15 protein-coding genes are annotated in these 14,621 nt (G+C 64.5%); 11 read left to right on the top strand and 4 right to left on the bottom strand.

The annotated features are described in order from the left end of the window. The first annotated feature begins 133 nt into the window (after positions 1-133). Genes ACM42_RS17470 through ACM42_RS17455 form a run of 4 tightly spaced genes read left to right on the top strand, consistent with a single transcriptional unit; the run spans position 134 to position 3,993 of the window. Positions 134-2,023, top strand: a complete 1,890-nt coding sequence (locus tag ACM42_RS17470; protein WP_271529115.1) for an ABC transporter permease — start codon at positions 134-136, stop codon at positions 2,021-2,023. Next, positions 2,020-2,811, top strand: coding sequence for an ABC transporter ATP-binding protein (locus ACM42_RS17465; protein ID WP_271529114.1), 792 nt, complete (start codon positions 2,020-2,022; stop codon positions 2,809-2,811). The genes ACM42_RS17470 and ACM42_RS17465 overlap by 4 nt, the downstream gene beginning before the upstream one ends. Further along, positions 2,808-3,512: an ABC transporter ATP-binding protein gene (locus ACM42_RS17460; protein WP_028178546.1), complete on the top strand. Its 705-nt coding sequence runs from the start codon at positions 2,808-2,810 to the stop codon at positions 3,510-3,512. The genes ACM42_RS17465 and ACM42_RS17460 overlap by 4 nt, the downstream gene beginning before the upstream one ends. 13 nt (positions 3,513-3,525) lie before the next feature. Next, positions 3,526-3,993 (top strand): MarR family winged helix-turn-helix transcriptional regulator, encoded by a 468-nt coding sequence (locus tag ACM42_RS17455; protein WP_271529113.1) that lies wholly within the window; start codon positions 3,526-3,528, stop codon positions 3,991-3,993. A 274-nt stretch (positions 3,994-4,267) separates the two neighbouring features. Here the strand turns inward: ACM42_RS17455 and ACM42_RS17450 are convergent, their stop codons facing one another. Continuing rightward, on the bottom strand, positions 4,268-5,464 hold the full coding sequence (locus ACM42_RS17450) for an amidohydrolase family protein (protein WP_271529112.1): 1,197 nt from the start codon (positions 5,462-5,464) through the stop codon (positions 4,268-4,270). A 157-nt stretch (positions 5,465-5,621) separates the two neighbouring features. Between ACM42_RS17450 and ACM42_RS17445 the strand changes: the two genes are divergently transcribed. The 5 genes from ACM42_RS17445 to ACM42_RS17425 all read left to right on the top strand — a co-directional run bounded on the left by ACM42_RS17445 (position 5,622) and on the right by ACM42_RS17425 (position 8,989). After that, positions 5,622-6,395, top strand: coding sequence for a ferredoxin--NADP reductase (locus ACM42_RS17445; RefSeq protein ID WP_271529111.1), 774 nt, complete (start codon positions 5,622-5,624; stop codon positions 6,393-6,395). A 106-nt stretch (positions 6,396-6,501) separates the two neighbouring features. After that, on the top strand, positions 6,502-6,822 hold the full coding sequence (locus ACM42_RS17440) for a hypothetical protein (protein ID WP_028178542.1): 321 nt from the start codon (positions 6,502-6,504) through the stop codon (positions 6,820-6,822). Between the two features lie 101 nt (positions 6,823-6,923). Beyond that, a complete protein-coding gene (locus ACM42_RS17435; protein WP_271529110.1) occupies positions 6,924-8,189 on the top strand; it encodes a cytochrome P450 in 1,266 nt (421 codons plus the stop codon). 142 nt (positions 8,190-8,331) lie between these two features. Beyond that, entirely contained in the window at positions 8,332-8,517 is a 186-nt protein-coding gene (locus ACM42_RS17430) for a hypothetical protein (protein ID WP_271529109.1), read from the top strand. Between the two features lie 229 nt (positions 8,518-8,746). Beyond that, complete coding sequence (locus tag ACM42_RS17425) at positions 8,747-8,989, top strand: hypothetical protein (protein WP_271529108.1); 243 nt, start codon at positions 8,747-8,749, stop codon at positions 8,987-8,989. Positions 8,990-9,022: 33 nt separating this feature from the next. On the opposite strand, the gene ACM42_RS17420 is transcribed toward ACM42_RS17425, so the two are convergent. Next, positions 9,023-10,273: a DUF763 domain-containing protein gene (locus ACM42_RS17420; RefSeq protein WP_271529107.1), complete on the bottom strand. Its 1,251-nt coding sequence runs from the start codon at positions 10,271-10,273 to the stop codon at positions 9,023-9,025. 127 nt (positions 10,274-10,400) lie between these two features. On the opposite strand from ACM42_RS17420, the gene ACM42_RS17415 reads away from it, so the two are divergent. After that, positions 10,401-11,543 carry a mechanosensitive ion channel family protein gene (locus tag ACM42_RS17415; protein WP_271529273.1) on the top strand — a complete coding sequence of 381 codons (1,143 nt, stop codon included), beginning with the start codon at positions 10,401-10,403 and terminating at the stop codon, positions 11,541-11,543. Between the two features lie 8 nt (positions 11,544-11,551). Here the strand turns inward: ACM42_RS17415 and ACM42_RS17410 are convergent, their stop codons facing one another. Beyond that, positions 11,552-12,475: a PepSY-associated TM helix domain-containing protein gene (locus ACM42_RS17410; RefSeq protein ID WP_271529106.1), complete on the bottom strand. Its 924-nt coding sequence runs from the start codon at positions 12,473-12,475 to the stop codon at positions 11,552-11,554. 308 nt (positions 12,476-12,783) lie between these two features. Next, complete coding sequence (locus ACM42_RS17405; protein ID WP_271529105.1) at positions 12,784-13,761, bottom strand: tripartite tricarboxylate transporter substrate binding protein; 978 nt, start codon at positions 13,759-13,761, stop codon at positions 12,784-12,786. Positions 13,762-13,878: 117 nt separating this feature from the next. Between ACM42_RS17405 and ACM42_RS17400 the strand changes: the two genes are divergently transcribed. Next, entirely contained in the window at positions 13,879-14,589 is a 711-nt protein-coding gene (locus ACM42_RS17400) for a TetR/AcrR family transcriptional regulator (protein WP_271529104.1), read from the top strand. Positions 14,590-14,621 lie beyond the last annotated feature (32 nt).

Here is a 14,621-nt window from a genome sequence, read left to right as displayed (position 1 = left end):
CCTCCATGGTTCGAGACGCGCGGCGTCGCCGCGCTACTCACCATGAGGGTCCCGGACCTCATCCTGAGGAGGCGCGGAGCGCCGTCTCGAAGGATGAAGCCCAGCACTGAGATCCAACCAACCCGGACCGCCGATGGCCTTTTATGTCGTACAGTTTCTGACCGGTCTCGCCAGCGCAGCGTCGCTGTTCCTGGTGGCCTCGGGCCTGTCGATCATCTTCGGCGTGACCCGGATCGTGAATTTCGCGCATGGCGCCTTCTACATGATCGGCGCCTACATCGCCTTCACGCTCACCGAGCGGCTTTCGGGTGCGTTTGGGTTCTGGGGCAGCATCGTGCTGGCCGCGCTGGCCGTGGCGATGATCGGCGTGATCGTCGAGATGGTGCTGCTCCGTCGCATCTATCACGCGCCCGAATTGTTCCAGCTGCTGGCGACCTTCGGCCTGACCTTGATGGTCGAGGATCTCGTGGTCCTGATCTGGGGGCCCGACGATCTCGTTGGCCGCCGCGCGCCGGGCTTCAGGGGCGCCATCGATTTCTTTGGCCAGAACATTCCGAGCTATGATCTGTTTCTGATCGTGCTGGGACCCGTGGTGCTCGGCATTCTCTGGCTGCTGTTCCAGCGCACGCGCTGGGGCGTGCTCGTGCGCGCGGCGACGCAAGACCGCGACATGGTTGCCGCGCTCGGCGTCAATCAAAAGTGGCTCTTCACCTCCGTGTTCGCGGTCGGCGTCTTCCTCGCAGCCCTCGGCGGCGCGCTTCAGATCCCGCGCGATGCCGTGCATCACGCCATGGATCTGCGCATCATCGTCGAGGTGTTCGTCGTGGTCGTGATTGGCGGCCTCGGCAGCATCGTCGGTGCCTTCGTCGCTGCCGTGCTGGTCTCGGAGCTGAATGCCTTCGGCATCCTGATCTTTCCGAAGATCTCCATCATTCTGGTCTTCCTGGTGATGGCGGTGGTGCTGATCGTGCGGCCCTGGGGCCTGTTCGGCAAGCCGGAGGCGGCCGCGCGCAAGACGCCTGGCCTCACCGTCAATCCCTGGCGGCCGCTGACGTCGAACGAACGCTTGGCAGCGGTTGCGGCGCTCGTCGTCGCAGCGATGCTGCCGCTGTTCGCGGGCAATTATCTGCTCACCGTGGGCTCGGAGATCGCGATCTTCGTGATCTTCGCTGTCAGCCTGCACTTCCTGATGTCGGTCGGCGGCCTCGCGTCCTTCGGCCATGCCGCCTATTTCGGGCTCGGCGCCTATGGCATCGCCTTCCTCGCCAAGATGGCGGGGCTGCCGATGATCGTGTGTCTGTTGCTCGGCCCGCTGCTCGGCTGCATGGGCGCCGCCGTGTTCGGCTTCTTCGCAGTGCAGCTCTCGGGCGTCTATTTCGCGATGCTCACGCTCGCCTTCGCGCAGATCGTGTGGTCGATCGCGTTCCAATGGGTGAGCGTGACCGGTGGCGACAACGGCATCCTCGGTCTCTGGCCGTCGAGCTGGGCGGCGAGCCCGTCGCATTTCTACTGGCTTGCGCTCGGCGTCGCGGCGCTGGTGACTGTCGCGTTGCGGGCCATGGTGTTCTCGCCGTTCGGTTACGCGCTCCGTGCAACGCGCGACTCGCTTCTTCGCAGCGAAGCGATCGGCATCGATGCCAAGCGGATCCAGTGGACCGCTTTCGTGATTGCCGGCACGACCGCCGGCATCGGCGGCGCGCTGTTCGCCTACCTCAAGGGCAGCGTCTTTCCCGACAATCTCGGCATCTCGCTGTCTGTCGACGCGCTGGTCATGGTGCTGCTCGGCGGTGTCGAGACGGTGTCCGGCGCGGTGATCGGCGCCATCGTCTACAAGGCCTTGAACATCTGGCTGGTGAGCCAGACCGATCTGTCGAAGCTCGTGCTCGGCGGCTTCATCATGCTGATCGTCGTCGTCTTCCCCAAGGGCATCGTCGGCATGCTCGAGTTGCTGGCGCAGCGCCGGCGAAAGTCCTCGCCGCCGGGCTCTCCCTTGCTTGCCAAGCCGATCGAGTCTGCCGAATGAGCGTTGCACCCCCACTTCTCGCGGTTGAAGGGCTGACCAAATCCTATGGCGGCATCCATGCGGTGCGCGGCGTCTCGTTCTCGCTGCGCGCGGGCGAGATCCTGGCGCTGATCGGCCCTAACGGCGCCGGCAAGAGCACCTGCTTCGACATGCTCAACGGTCAGAACCAGCCGGATACCGGCCATGTCCGCCTGCTCGGCGAAGAGATCACAGGCAGGAAGCCGCGTGAGGTCTGGCGGCTCGGCGTCGGGCGCACGTTCCAGATCACCGCGACCTTCGCCACCATGACCGTGCGTGAGAACGTCCAAGTCGCGCTGATTTCGCATGGGAAGCAGCTCTACAACCTCTGGGGCTCGGCGCCGAAGTTCGACCGCGGCGAGGCCGGCCGTCTGCTCGAGTTGGTCGGCATGGGCGGCTACGCGGACCGTCCTTGCGGCGAGCTGGCCTATGGCGATCTCAAGCGGCTCGAGCTTGCGGTCGCGCTCGCCAACCAGCCGAAGCTGCTGTTGATGGACGAGCCGACTGCAGGCATGGCGCCGCGCGAGCGCGTCGATCTGATGCGGCTGACCGCGAGCATCGCGCGGGAGAAGTCGATCGGCGTGCTCTTCACCGAGCACGACATGGACGTGGTGTTCGAGCATGCCGACCGCATCATCGTGCTCAACCGCGGGACGTTGATCGCCGAAGGCTCGCCGGCGGAGGTGCGCGGCAATCCGCAGGTGCAGGCGGTCTATCTCGGCGAGGGCCTCGTCTACGATGCCCGCCACCGCGAGGGAACCTCGGCATGAAGCTCACGGTGCAAGACCTCAACAGCCATTACGGTCCGGCCCATATCCTGTTCGACATCGGCTTCGAGGTCGGTGAGGGTGAGGTGGTGGCATTGCTCGGGCGCAACGGCGCGGGCAAGTCGACGACGTTCCGCTCGATCGTCGGCCTCGTCGCGCAGCGCTCCGGCCGCATCACATTCGAGGGCAAGGACGTCTCGGCGAAGCCGACACATGAGATCGTGCGCGAGGGGCTCGGCTACGTTCCGGAGGAGCGGCGCATCTTCACTGACCTGACAGTCGAGGAAAACCTCGAAGTCGGCCGCCAGCCGAAGCGCCCGAACGCGCCGCACTGGACGCGCGAGAAACTGTTCGCGCTGTTTCCAAATCTGGGCGAGATGAAGAACCGTCCCGGCGGCCGCATGAGCGGCGGCGAGCAGCAGATGCTCACCATCGCGCGCACGCTGATGGGCAATCCCTCGCTGGTGCTGCTCGACGAGCCTTCGGAGGGCCTGTCGCCGAAGATCGTGGAGCAGATGGTCGATGCCATCCTGACCATGAAGAAAGAGGGCGTCAGCATCGTCGTTTCCGAGCAGAACCTGCATTTCGCGCGATTGATCTCCGACCGCGCCTACATCATCGAGCGCGGCCGGATCTGCTTCGGTGGCACCATGGCCGAGCTCGACGCGCGTCCTGATATCCGCGACGCGCATCTGTCGTTGTGAGAGCGGGGAACGGATGGCGAGAAGCGTGACGGCGAAGAAGAACGTCAAACCGGCCAAAGCGTTTAACAGGCCGCCTTACGTGCTCGACGAGCAGGTCGGTTTCATCCTGCGCCAGGTCTGGCAGCGCCATAGCTCGATCTTCGCCCGCGACATCGGCACCAATCTGACGCCGACACAATGGGCGGCATTGTCGAAACTGGCCGAGACCGGGCCGTGCTCGCAGAACCAGCTCGGGCGGCTGACGGCGATGGACGTCGCCACCATCAAAGGCGTGATCGATCGTCTCACCGCGCGCGGCCTGACCGAGACCAGCCAGGATCCCGATGATGGGCGGCGGCTCCTGGTCAGCCTGACGCGCGCGGGTCAGCAGCTTGCGGAGAAGCTGGCGCCCAATGCGCTTGCGATCACGCGCGAGACGCTGGCACCGCTCGACGCGAAAGAGCGCGAGACGCTGATGGCACTATTGAACAAGCTGCGGTGATGTCGGTCTCGTAGGGTGGGCAAAGGCGCGCGAGCGCCGTGCCCACCATTTCTGCGGCTGGAGAAAGAATGGTGGGCACGCTTCGCTTTGCCCACCCTACAGGAGCGGTGAATTCTGCTCTCTCACCGTCACCCTGAGGTGGCCGCTTCTTCAGCGGCCCTCAAAGGGCGACGGCCCGGCTGCATCTTGGCCGTTCATCCTTCGAGGCTCGCACACGGCGCCATCGCGCCGCGTGCTCGCACCTCAGAATGACGGGTCTGGCTTTCGTCCAATCCTACTTCGCCACCACCTCCGGCACCTTCCCGGCCGGCGGGGTGTTGCGGCTGCGTTGCGTCCGCACGATGCCGTCGATGATGGTCATGCCGATGCCGGGGAGGTCGCCGAGCTGGACGCTCTCCAGGATGTTCTTGCCCGGCGAGTGCTGGGCCTTGTCCATGATGACGAAGTCGGCGGAACGGCCGACCTCGATCAGGCCGCAATCGAGCTGCCGCATCCGCGCAGTGTTGCCGGTGGCAAGGCAGAAGGCGAGTTCGGCCGGCAGATCGCCGAGCGAGGACAGCATCGAGACCATGCGCAGAATGCCGAGTGGCTGTACACCGGAGCCGGCGGGCGCATCGGTGCCGAGGATGACGCGATGCAGATCGCCCATCTCGCGCGCGGTGCGCAGCGTAAACAAGGCCGAGCGCTCATTGCCGTTGTGCACGAGCTCGAGCCCGCGCTTGCAGCCCTCGCAGATGCAACGGATCTGGTCATCGGGCAGGGCGGTGTGGCCGCCATTGATATGGCCGACAACGTCGGTGTCGGCTTCCAGCACCACGTCCTTGTCGATCAGGCCGGAGCCGGGGATCGAGGGACCACCGGTGTGGATCGTGCTCTGGATGCCGTATTTGCGCGCCCAGCCGACCATCTTCCGCGCTGTCGGGCCGTCCTTGACGCCGCCGAGGCCGACCTCGCCGAGCAGCTTGACGCCGTTGGCAGCCATCTCCTTGAAATCTTCCTCGACCATCTCGCATTCGATCACCGGCGCGCCGGCGTGAACCTTCACGCCGCCGGGACGCAAGGTCCAGAATGCGCGCTGGGCGAACACGGCCATGGCCTTCAGGCCGACGACGTCGCGGGGCCGGCCGGGCATGTGAACCTCGCCGGCGGAGATCATGGTGGTGACGCCGCCATGGAGGTAGCTGTCGATCCAATTGATCTGGTTCTGGCGCGGCGTCCAGTCGCCGGCGACGGGGTGGACGTGACTGTCGATCAGGCCCGGCGCCACCGTGGTGCCCTGGGCATCGACGATGGTGGTCGCGCCTTCGACGTTGCAGTCCTTGAAGCGGCCGATTGCGGTGATCTTGCCGTTCTCGGCGACGATGGTGTCGCCGTCCAGGATCGGCTTTTCCAAAGCGCCGGACAGGATCAGGCCGATGTTCCGGATCACGAGCTTGGATGGTCCGGTGGCCTGGGGTGCGTCATGCGCCATGGAAGGGGCTCCTTATTCCTAACTGCAACGCTTTCGATCTTGGGCAGCCTTGACCGCGGGATCAAGCAGGATTATTCATTAGTATACGAATGATCGTGTACAAATGACGCATAGCTGACCGCCTCGGGACCGCGAGCAAGCGACACGGAAGGGTGAGATGAGCAATTTCAATCAGGAAAGCGTTTTGAGCGTCCACCACTGGACCGACACGCTGTTCTCGTTCAAGACCACCCGCAGCCCGACCTTCCGCTTCCGCAACGGCGAATTCACCATGATCGGGCTCAAGGTCGGCGAGAAGCCGCTGCTGCGGGCCTACAGCGTCGCCAGTGCCAATTACGAGGACACGCTGGAGTTCTTCTCGATCAAGGTCCCGGACGGCCCGCTGACCTCGCGCCTCCAGCATTTGAAGGAAGGCGACGAGATCATCGTCAGCCGCAAGGCCACCGGCACGCTGGTGATCGACAATCTGGAAGCGGGACGCAACCTCTACCTCATCGGCACCGGCACGGGCCTCGCGCCTTTCCTGAGCGTGATCAAGGACCCCGAGACCTATGAGCGGTTCGAGAAGGTCGTGCTGCTGCACGGTTGCCGGCACGTGAAGGAGCTCGCCTATGGCGAGATGATCACCGAGCATCTGCCAAAGGACGAGCTGCTCGGCGAATACATTCGCAATCAGCTGATCTACTACCCGACCGTGACCCGCGATCCCTTCCGCAACCGTGGCCGCATCACGGACCTCATCACGTCAGGCAAGCTGTTCACCGATATCGGCCTGCCGGTGCTGGAAGCCGCGCATGACCGCGTCATGATCTGCGGCAGCCCTGCGCTGGTCGCGGACACCCGCGTGCTCCTGGGCGAACGCGGCTTCGCCGAGGGCAATCACGGCGAGCCGGCCCAATTCGTGGTCGAAAAGGCCTTCGCCGAGCGGTAATCTCGCAATTCCCGCGCGATAAGACCGTATTTTCGCCGCGTGGGGCCCGTTGCGGCGCCGATTCGGCGCTTGATACACTGTGGGAGCGAATCAGCGGAGTTCCCACATGGTTGCGGACAGCGACAGCAACATCGCCTGGCACCGGGTTCAGTTGAAGAAGAACCGCGCCGAGTTGAAGGCGCTGGAGACCGCGCGCTTCACGATGGGCGAGATCGCCTCATCGAAGCGGGACGGCCAGACCCCAAAGTCGATCGCGGAACTCAAGCGTAAGATCGCACAGTCGGAGCGCGCGATCGCCGATCACGACAAGCGCACGCGCCGTCCGCTCGCAACCGACCTGCAGAGCCTCAGCAATGGCAGCTGGAGCCATTGGGACGCCTACACCCAGCAGCGCAAGACTGGCCAGCGTTCGCCCGGGCGCGGATAGGGGCATCTCCCCCACGTGTGCGGTCGATGACAAGGCGCCCCTTGCGCCGGCCGCGCCGTGCACCATCTCGGTGATACGCTACCAATCGCTCCGGTGATCCCATGACAGCACGCCTCGATTTCACCAACGAGGCCTTCTTTCGCGATCCGCCCAAGGCCATCGCGACGTTGCGCATGTCCGGCCCGGTGGTTGCGACGCGATTCCCAATCGTCGGCGATGTCTGGATCACCACGACCCATGATGCGACAGCACAGGTGCTGAAGGACGGCACGACCTTCACGCTGCGCAAGGAGGACGGCGACGTCGCGGGTCTGCGCTGGTGGATGCCGAGATACGTCAGGACCATCGCCAACAACATGCTGACGATGGACGAGCCGGATCACACGCGGCTGCGCAGCATCGTGGACGAAGCGTTTCGCCGCCGCGCGATCGTTGCGATGGAGCCGCGCATCCGTGCCATCGCCGACACGCTTGCGGACGAGCTGTTCGCAGCGGGAAGCCCGGCCGATCTCGTCCAGCGCTATGCGCGCATCCTGCCGCTCGCGGTGATCTCGGAACTCCTGGGCCTGCCGCCGGCCGATCGCCCGAAGTTCATCGCCTGGGCCAACGAAATGTCCTCGCTGACGAATGTCGTCAGCTTCTTCCGCTTGCTGTTCGCGTTCCGCAAGATGCGAGTCTACCTCAGGCAACAGTTGCAGATCGCGCGCGTCAAGGGCGGCGAGGGCCTGATTGCCGAGCTGATCCAGGTCGAGCGCGAAGGCGGTCAGATCACGCCGGACGAGATGGTTTCGATGGTGTTTCTGCTGCTCGCGGCGGGATCCGAGACGACCACTCATCTCATTAGCGGTTCGGTGTATGAGCTTTTCAGGAATCCCGGCTTGCGTGACTGGCTGGAACAGGACTGGAGCCGCGTCGGGCTTGCGGTTGAGGAGTTCCTGCGCTTCGTGTCGCCGGTGCAATTCTCCAAGCCTCGCTATGTGCGCCGCGACGTCGAGGTCGGAGGCGTGCGCTTGAAGAAGGGCGATCGCGTCATGGTGATGCTCGCCGCCGCGAACATGGATTCCTCGGTGCACGATCGTCCCGAGAATCTCGATCTCGAGCGGAAGCCCAATCGACACGTCTCCTTTGGAACAGGAATCCATTTTTGCCTCGGCCATCAGCTTGCGCGCATCGAGGCGGCCTGCGCGCTGGAAGCGCTGTTCGTGCGATGGCCGAAACTCGGTCTTGCCGTCGATCCCGCCGAGGTCCATTGGCGCAGGCGGCCGGGCTTGCGCGCGATCGCGAACCTTCCTGTCACGGCTGAGAGCCGTGGAACACCGGAGCGCGCGGGAGCGCGCCTTGGGCGTTCCCTCACCGCGGCGAGTTGAGATCCGCGTCCCTTCGGAAAATCTTTGCCGCGCGCGATCAGTCAGGAACGGTGTGCCGCTGGACCTGTTGTCTCCTGGACGCGCGGCTACGAATTCTTGGCCGTGCCTGTCGCAGATCGACGTCTTAACGGGAGACAAGATCATGACCAGCAAGATGCCACCTGTTCCGCCGGACAATCAGAGCCGCAAGGGAACTGGCGACAGCAAGCAACCGTCCGCCGATCAGGCGCCACACGGCCAGCAACGTGCTGAGAATCCGGACCAGCAGGGACAGCAGGGCAACATCAAGCAGAACACGACCAATCAAGGCTACCAGCAGGGTCGTTGAGGAGAGCGACATTCCATTCGACATCCGCCGAGACCCCGAACAGCATCCGCCAGGGCGGACCAGGCGCATCGCATGAGAATGCCAAGGCGCCATTGGAGGATTAAGAAGCCGCCGGGAAAGCGATCACGACAAGCACAACGATCCCGGTCAGAGCGGGCACAAACCGAAACCGATGCCGGCGCAACAGAAGCACTAAGTCTTTGGAAGGTCACTGCAAGAGGAGAGACAAATGCCAGGTGGACATGGCAGCAAGACGCATTTCAGATCGGGCATGCATGGCAAGGGCGACGGCACCGGCGGACTGACCGACGTACCCAAGGATATGATCGGCGACAACATGGTGCTGTCCAACCGTGACAAGAAGCAGCATTCGGACATTCGTGGCATGGACGGAAAGTCCATTCAGACTGAACAATATCAGGACCACGCCGCGAACCGGCTCGACGGGACGCCGGAGGCTGACGAGACCTGAGATTGTTCCTCCCGCCAACTTGCGGACCGGTGTTCAGCCGGTCCGCTTTCTCGTGGGCGCAAGATCGCGCTCCCAGCCGAACACCGAACGGCCATCGAGATCCGGGGAGGCCGCGCGCTCGGTGGCAATGAGAGCCTCAACCGAAGGGCCGCGCGCGGTCCGCTCCAGCCGCCGCGCCTGGTCGTCCAGACGCTTGATCGCATGCATCTCTTCCTCGCGTCCGAGCTTCGCGTTCTGGATCGCGCCCTTCAGCACCCGGATGGTCTCGTCATAAACCTTGATCGGAACGGGGTAGGGATGTCGGTCCTTGCCGCCATGGGCGAGCGAGAAACGCGCGGGATCCCTGAAGCGATAGGGTGCGCCGTGCACGACCTCGGCGACCATCGCGAGCGAACGCACGGTGCGCGCGCCGACGCCCGGCGTCAGCAGCAGTTCCGGGAAATCGACCGGGCCCCGCTCGGCTGCGGCGGCCAGCGTACCATGCAGGCGGCGCGCGAATACGTCCTTGGGACGGACGTCGTGATGGGAGGGCATGATCAGATGCGGCAGCGTGCCTTGCGCCGGCGTGGACTCGGTCCCGATGAGCCGTTCGAATTCGGAGACGATGCGATCGGGGCCGAGATCGCAGAGTAGTTCGAGCTGCGCCGTCCGAGAAATGTCGGCGCGATGATCGGTGAGATTGACGATCTCCCCCTGCTGCGGCCCGTCGATTGCGCTGTGCGGCGCATCGACAAAGCTCTTCAGCGCCTCGGAATGCCAGTGATAGCGTCGCGCCTGCCGCTTGTCGCCGTTCATGCCCTGCTGCACCACCGTCCATTTGCCGTCGGCCGTCACGAAGAAGCCGTGCAGGTAGAGGTCGAAACCGTCCTGGACCGCGGCGCTGTCGACCTTGGCCACCAGGCGGCTGGCGCGCGTCAGCTTTGCGCCGTCGAATCCGACGCGGTCGCCGAGTTGCAACAACTCGTCCGGCGTCTTGCGCGAATGCTGACCTCGGCCGCCACAGACATAAATTCCGAGCTCGTCCTGAAGCGGTCCGAGCCCGCGCTTCAGCGCGCCGATCACGGAGGTGGTGATGCCGGAAGAGTGCCAGTCCATGCCGATCACGGCGCCGAACGACTGGAACCAGAACGGATGCGACAGCCGTTGGAGGAACGCATCGCGGCCGTAATGATGCACGATCGCCTGGGTGACGATCGCTCCCAGCGACGACATGCGACTTGCCAGCCACGGCGGAACCCGTCCGGTGTGAAGAGGGAGATCGGCGCTGCCGGTTCGTCGAGTCATGCGGTTCAATCTAGCGCAATTCGGCGACGGTTGCATCAGCGGGATGCTGCGTTGCACTGAACGGGGGAGCCAAGCCGGCCGGGAAGGCGTTGAGCGCGCTGGTGCGCATGCAATGACGGGGACAGCAATGAATTGGCAGGCCCTCATGGCCGACATCGACAGGATGTTCGGCTGGATACCCCAATGGTTCATTGGCCTCAGCCTCGTTGCCGGCGCGATCCTGCTCGCCTTGTTGGTCTATCGGGTCGCCATATGGCTGCTTGGCCGCGCATTCGGCACCCGCTTTCCCCTTCTGAGCGTGTTCATCGATCGGACCGCGGGCCCCGCCCAACTCGCTCTCTGTCTCGCCGCCGTCGCACTGGTGCTGCCGCTCGCGCCGCTGGACGACGCGATCCGCACGCCGCTGATGCGGCTGTTCGTCGTGGCCTTCATCGCGCTGATCGGCTGGATCTCGATCCGGATCGTCGACATGAGTGCTGCACGCTATCTCCAGAACTTTCGCGACGTCACCGAGAATTTCGTCGCACGCAAGCACGTCACGCAAGTGCGCGTGTTCAAGCGCGTCACCGATACCATCATCGTCGTCATCACGATCTCTGCCGCGCTGATGACGTTCGATTCGGTCCGGCAATACGGCGTCAGCCTGTTCGCCTCCGCGGGCGCGGCCGGTATCATCGTCGGTCTCGCCGCCCGCCCGCTGCTGAGCAATCTGATCGCGGGCCTGCAGATCGCGATCACCCAGCCGATCCGCATCGAGGACGCCGTGATCATCGAGAACGAATGGGGCTGGGTGGAGGACATCGCCTCGACCTATGTCGTGATCCGCCTGTGGGACTGGCGCCGCATGGTGGTGCCGCTGTCCTATTTCATCGAAAAACCGTTCCAGAATTGGACGCGCGACACCGCATCCCTCATCGGCGTGATCGCGCTTCATGTCGACTATCGTGCCGACGTCCAACGCATCAGGAACTGGCTGGAGCAGGCGGTAAAGCAGTCAAAACTGTGGGACGGCGAGGTGGTCAATCTCCAGGTGATCGATGCCGACGCGCGCACCATCGAGCTTCGGGCGCTGGTCAGCGCCAGGAATGCACCGCAGTCCTGGGACCTCCGCTGCGAGATCAGGGAGAAGCTGGTGGCCTTCATCCGGGACGAGATGCCGGAGGCGCTGCCGCGCGAACGCGCGATCCTGATCCCGTCTGGCGACGATGATGCTGATTTCGTGCGGCGCGTCACGCCGCCGGAGAAGATGCGGGCAAGCGGGCGCAATTGACTCCGCCATCAGCCGGCGCCGACCACGGCTGCGTCGGCCCGCCGATCCGCGCGCCGGCTCGGCTTGCGCAGCTTCCGCCGGGCCCAGATCAGGAGCCCCGTCGACAGCAGCGTCAGAAGGGCGATCGAGGTGATGACGTTGAGAGGCGAAGCGATCAGGGCCGACCAGTTTCCCTCATGGATCAGCCGTGGCCAGTTGCGCGGCAACGGCGCGACCCCGCTCGAATTGACGGCGTAAGCGCGCAGTTCTCCGTCCTCGTTGAGTCGCGCCATCACGCGACCGCCGCGCGTACCGATCGAGATCACATGCGAGAGGTCGTGCTGGTCTGCGACCATGCGAACCGCCTCCGGCAGGCCAACGGGACGTCTGCCGTCCGCCGGAGCGGCTCCGCCCTGCAGTGTCAGCCCAAAGGCCATGCACAGGCCCGTCAAAGGACTCAGCAGGATCAGCGGCAGCGCGAACCATGCGGTGCCCTTGTGCCATCCGGAGAGCGTGTTGCGCAGCCGCGGCAGTCCCATGAGAATGCCCAGCAGCATGATGACGACCAGGGCAACGGTCGACGTCGTCACCAGCCAGCCCTGGCCAAGCAACCGCTCGTGCGTGACGCGTGCCCAAAGGAAGATATCGGAGAGGGCGGAGCCGCTGATAGCAGCTTCGCCGGTCGCGAGGTCGATCGCCGGCACGCCTGCGCCTTGCAGCGTCATCCGCTGGAGGGATGCATCGAACGAGAGGCCGCGCGCCTTGTTGTCGGGATCGTACTGCTTCATCAGTCCGATGACGCGAGAAGACTCGATCGCCGGACCGCCGGTGCGACTGACTTGCACCATGGGCTCGAACGACAGGATCAAGCCGGTGACGATGATGACAAGCAGGGGCAGCGCGAAAACCAGGGTGATCCAGCGATGCAGAGTCAGCATTGCGGGCTTGCTCATTCGTCATCTCCTTCATCCTGCGATCGTGCTCGTGCAGCATGGCGAAGACAAATGACGCTTTGTCCATGTTGTTGCGTTGATTTACAGCAACCGCGGGCAAGCTGGCCGGATGTCATCTGACATCTCCAGCTACTGGTGGAGCATCTAGCGAATGCGACCTATTCGCGTTCTGCCTTGGTCAAGCCGGCCTGCTGTCCGCCGCCAGGAGCCTTGCTTCGCCGTCAGCGCGGGCGGGCGCAGCAAGCGAAGCAATGACTTAAGATGCAAGCAGGGCGGTGCGTGCGATGCACCTGGAAGTGTGCAGAGCCTCACTGCGCGCGGATGTTGGCGGCCTTCAGCACCGGCTCCCATTTGGTCGCCTCGGCGTGCATGTAGGCGTCGAACTCCTTGGCGGAGGAGCCGACCGGCGCTGCGCCGATTTTGCTGAGCGTCGATAGCACGCCGGGATCCTGCAGCGCGGCCTTCAGATCGGCTTCGAGCTTGGACACGATCTCCGGCGGCATGTTTGCCGGTCCAAGAACGCCCCACCAGACCGAGACGTCGTAGCTGGGCACGCCGGCCTCGGCGATGGTCGGAACATCCGGCAGCGCCTTCGAGCGTTCGGCGGAGGTCACCGCCAGCGCGCGCACCGGGCCGCCCTCGAGCTGGCCGATCGCTTCGGCGAGGGGATTGATGCTGAGCGGGATCTCGCCGGCGATCACGGCTGTCAGCGCCGGTGCGCCGCCCTTGTAGGGGATCGCGACGATCTTGGCGCCGGACATGTATTTCAGCAGCTCGCCCGCAAGATGCGCCGAGGTGCCGTTGCCGGACATGCCGTAGGAGAGCTTGTCCGGCTCCTTCTTGGCGGCGGCAAGGAGATCGCCGAGCGTCTTGTAAGGGCTGTCCTTGGCCACCACGATCGCGAGCGGGGACGAGGCGACTTCGGTGATCGCGGTGAAATCCTTGAAGGTGTCGTAAGGTACGCTTGGATAGATGAACTGGTTGAGCGGATGGCCGCTCGCGACCAGGATCAGCGTGTAACCGTCAGGCGCGGACTTGGTCAGCGTTTGCGAGGCGACGATGCCGCCCGCGCCGGGACGATTGTCGATCACGGGCTGCTGCCCCCAGGTCTTCGCCAGCGCCTGGCCCAGCGTGCGCGCGAGCACGTCGACTGCTCCGCCCGCTGCATAGGGCACCAGGATGTGGACCGGCTTGCTCGGATAGTTGTCGGCTTGAGCTGCGCCCGCTGCCAGCAGCAATGTGGCGCCCAGCAGCAGGCGGCCGATCTTCTTGTTCAAATCCAACATATTCCCAGCACTCCATAGGCGGTGTTCGCGTTCCAGCGGCGCTCTTTCCAGGCCGACTAAACCCTGCCATCGTTTTTGTTGACGAGACCTGATCTTTTGTACGATAGTACAAATCACATGATACGCAAGCCCACCAGCAGGGAAACAGCCCGCAAGCCGAACATGCGCGAGGCGATCCTCGCCGCGGCCGAGGAGCTGTTCGCCACCAACGGCTTCAATGCCGTGTCGGTGCGAGATATCGCGCATGCCGCCGGGGCCAATCCGGGTAGCGTGACCTATCATTTCAAGACCAAGGACGGGTTGCTGCTGGAGATCTACCGGCGCCATTGCGGGCCGATGAACCTGCGCCGTTCCGAGTTGCTTGCCGCTGCCAGGCGTGTGCGCGATCTCCAGGACCGACTGGAGGCGATCGTGCGCGCCTATGTGGTACCGGCCTTCACCTCGGGCAGCGATCTCGCTGGCGGCGGGGCGCGCTTCACGCGGCTTCGCGCGGTGATGTCGGCGGAGGGCAACGAGGTCGCGCGAAAAATCATCGCGCAGACCTTCGACGACACCAGCCACGCCTTCATCGACGCGATCCACGAGAGCCTGCCGCACATTCCGCGTACGGACATCGTCTGGCGCAGCCACTTTCTGCTCGGTGCGCTCTATTATTCGCTGGTGACGCCGGAGCGCGTTTCGCGCTTGTCGCGCGGCGAGGCCGACGGCAGCGATGCCGCAGGGGCCATCGAGCAATTGGTGCAGGCCATGGTCGCCGCATTCCAGGCACCCGCGCTCGATCAAGCTGCGCCGGCGCGGCGGCGGCCGGTCATCAGCAGCAAGCCTTGAAACAAGCGGTCTCGCTTCGGCGGGCTCACCTG

The organism is Bradyrhizobium sp. CCBAU 25338 (assembly GCF_028128965.1).
In the GTDB taxonomy this organism is placed as follows: Bacteria; Pseudomonadota; Alphaproteobacteria; order Rhizobiales; family Xanthobacteraceae; genus Bradyrhizobium; species Bradyrhizobium liaoningense.
The sequence above is the reverse complement of the archived record's forward strand: the minus strand, read 5'-3'. Positions and strand labels throughout refer to the sequence as shown.

What these genes read in the sequence shown, in the direction of transcription:
- ACM42_RS17400 (WP_271529104.1), top strand. Translation starts at nt 13,879, where the DNA reads ATGATACGCAAGCCCACCAGCAGGGAAACAGCCCGCAAGCCGAACATG.
- ACM42_RS17465 (WP_271529114.1), top strand. Translation starts at nt 2,020, where the DNA reads ATGAGCGTTGCACCCCCACTTCTCGCGGTTGAAGGGCTGACCAAATCC.
- ACM42_RS17420 (WP_271529107.1), bottom strand. Translation starts at nt 10,273, where the DNA reads ATGACTCGACGAACCGGCAGCGCCGATCTCCCTCTTCACACCGGACGG.
- ACM42_RS17405 (WP_271529105.1), bottom strand. Translation starts at nt 13,761, where the DNA reads ATGTTGGATTTGAACAAGAAGATCGGCCGCCTGCTGCTGGGCGCCACA.
- ACM42_RS17430 (WP_271529109.1), top strand. Translation starts at nt 8,332, where the DNA reads ATGACCAGCAAGATGCCACCTGTTCCGCCGGACAATCAGAGCCGCAAG.
- ACM42_RS17425 (WP_271529108.1), top strand. Translation starts at nt 8,747, where the DNA reads ATGCCAGGTGGACATGGCAGCAAGACGCATTTCAGATCGGGCATGCAT.
- ACM42_RS17455 (WP_271529113.1), top strand. Translation starts at nt 3,526, where the DNA reads ATGGCGAGAAGCGTGACGGCGAAGAAGAACGTCAAACCGGCCAAAGCG.
- ACM42_RS17440 (WP_028178542.1), top strand. Translation starts at nt 6,502, where the DNA reads ATGGTTGCGGACAGCGACAGCAACATCGCCTGGCACCGGGTTCAGTTG.
- ACM42_RS17415 (WP_271529273.1), top strand. Translation starts at nt 10,401, where the DNA reads ATGAATTGGCAGGCCCTCATGGCCGACATCGACAGGATGTTCGGCTGG.
- ACM42_RS17460 (WP_028178546.1), top strand. Translation starts at nt 2,808, where the DNA reads ATGAAGCTCACGGTGCAAGACCTCAACAGCCATTACGGTCCGGCCCAT.
- ACM42_RS17445 (WP_271529111.1), top strand. Translation starts at nt 5,622, where the DNA reads ATGAGCAATTTCAATCAGGAAAGCGTTTTGAGCGTCCACCACTGGACC.
- ACM42_RS17470 (WP_271529115.1), top strand. Translation starts at nt 134, where the DNA reads ATGGCCTTTTATGTCGTACAGTTTCTGACCGGTCTCGCCAGCGCAGCG.
- ACM42_RS17450 (WP_271529112.1), bottom strand. Translation starts at nt 5,464, where the DNA reads ATGGCGCATGACGCACCCCAGGCCACCGGACCATCCAAGCTCGTGATC.
- ACM42_RS17410 (WP_271529106.1), bottom strand. Translation starts at nt 12,475, where the DNA reads ATGAGCAAGCCCGCAATGCTGACTCTGCATCGCTGGATCACCCTGGTT.
- ACM42_RS17435 (WP_271529110.1), top strand. Translation starts at nt 6,924, where the DNA reads ATGACAGCACGCCTCGATTTCACCAACGAGGCCTTCTTTCGCGATCCG.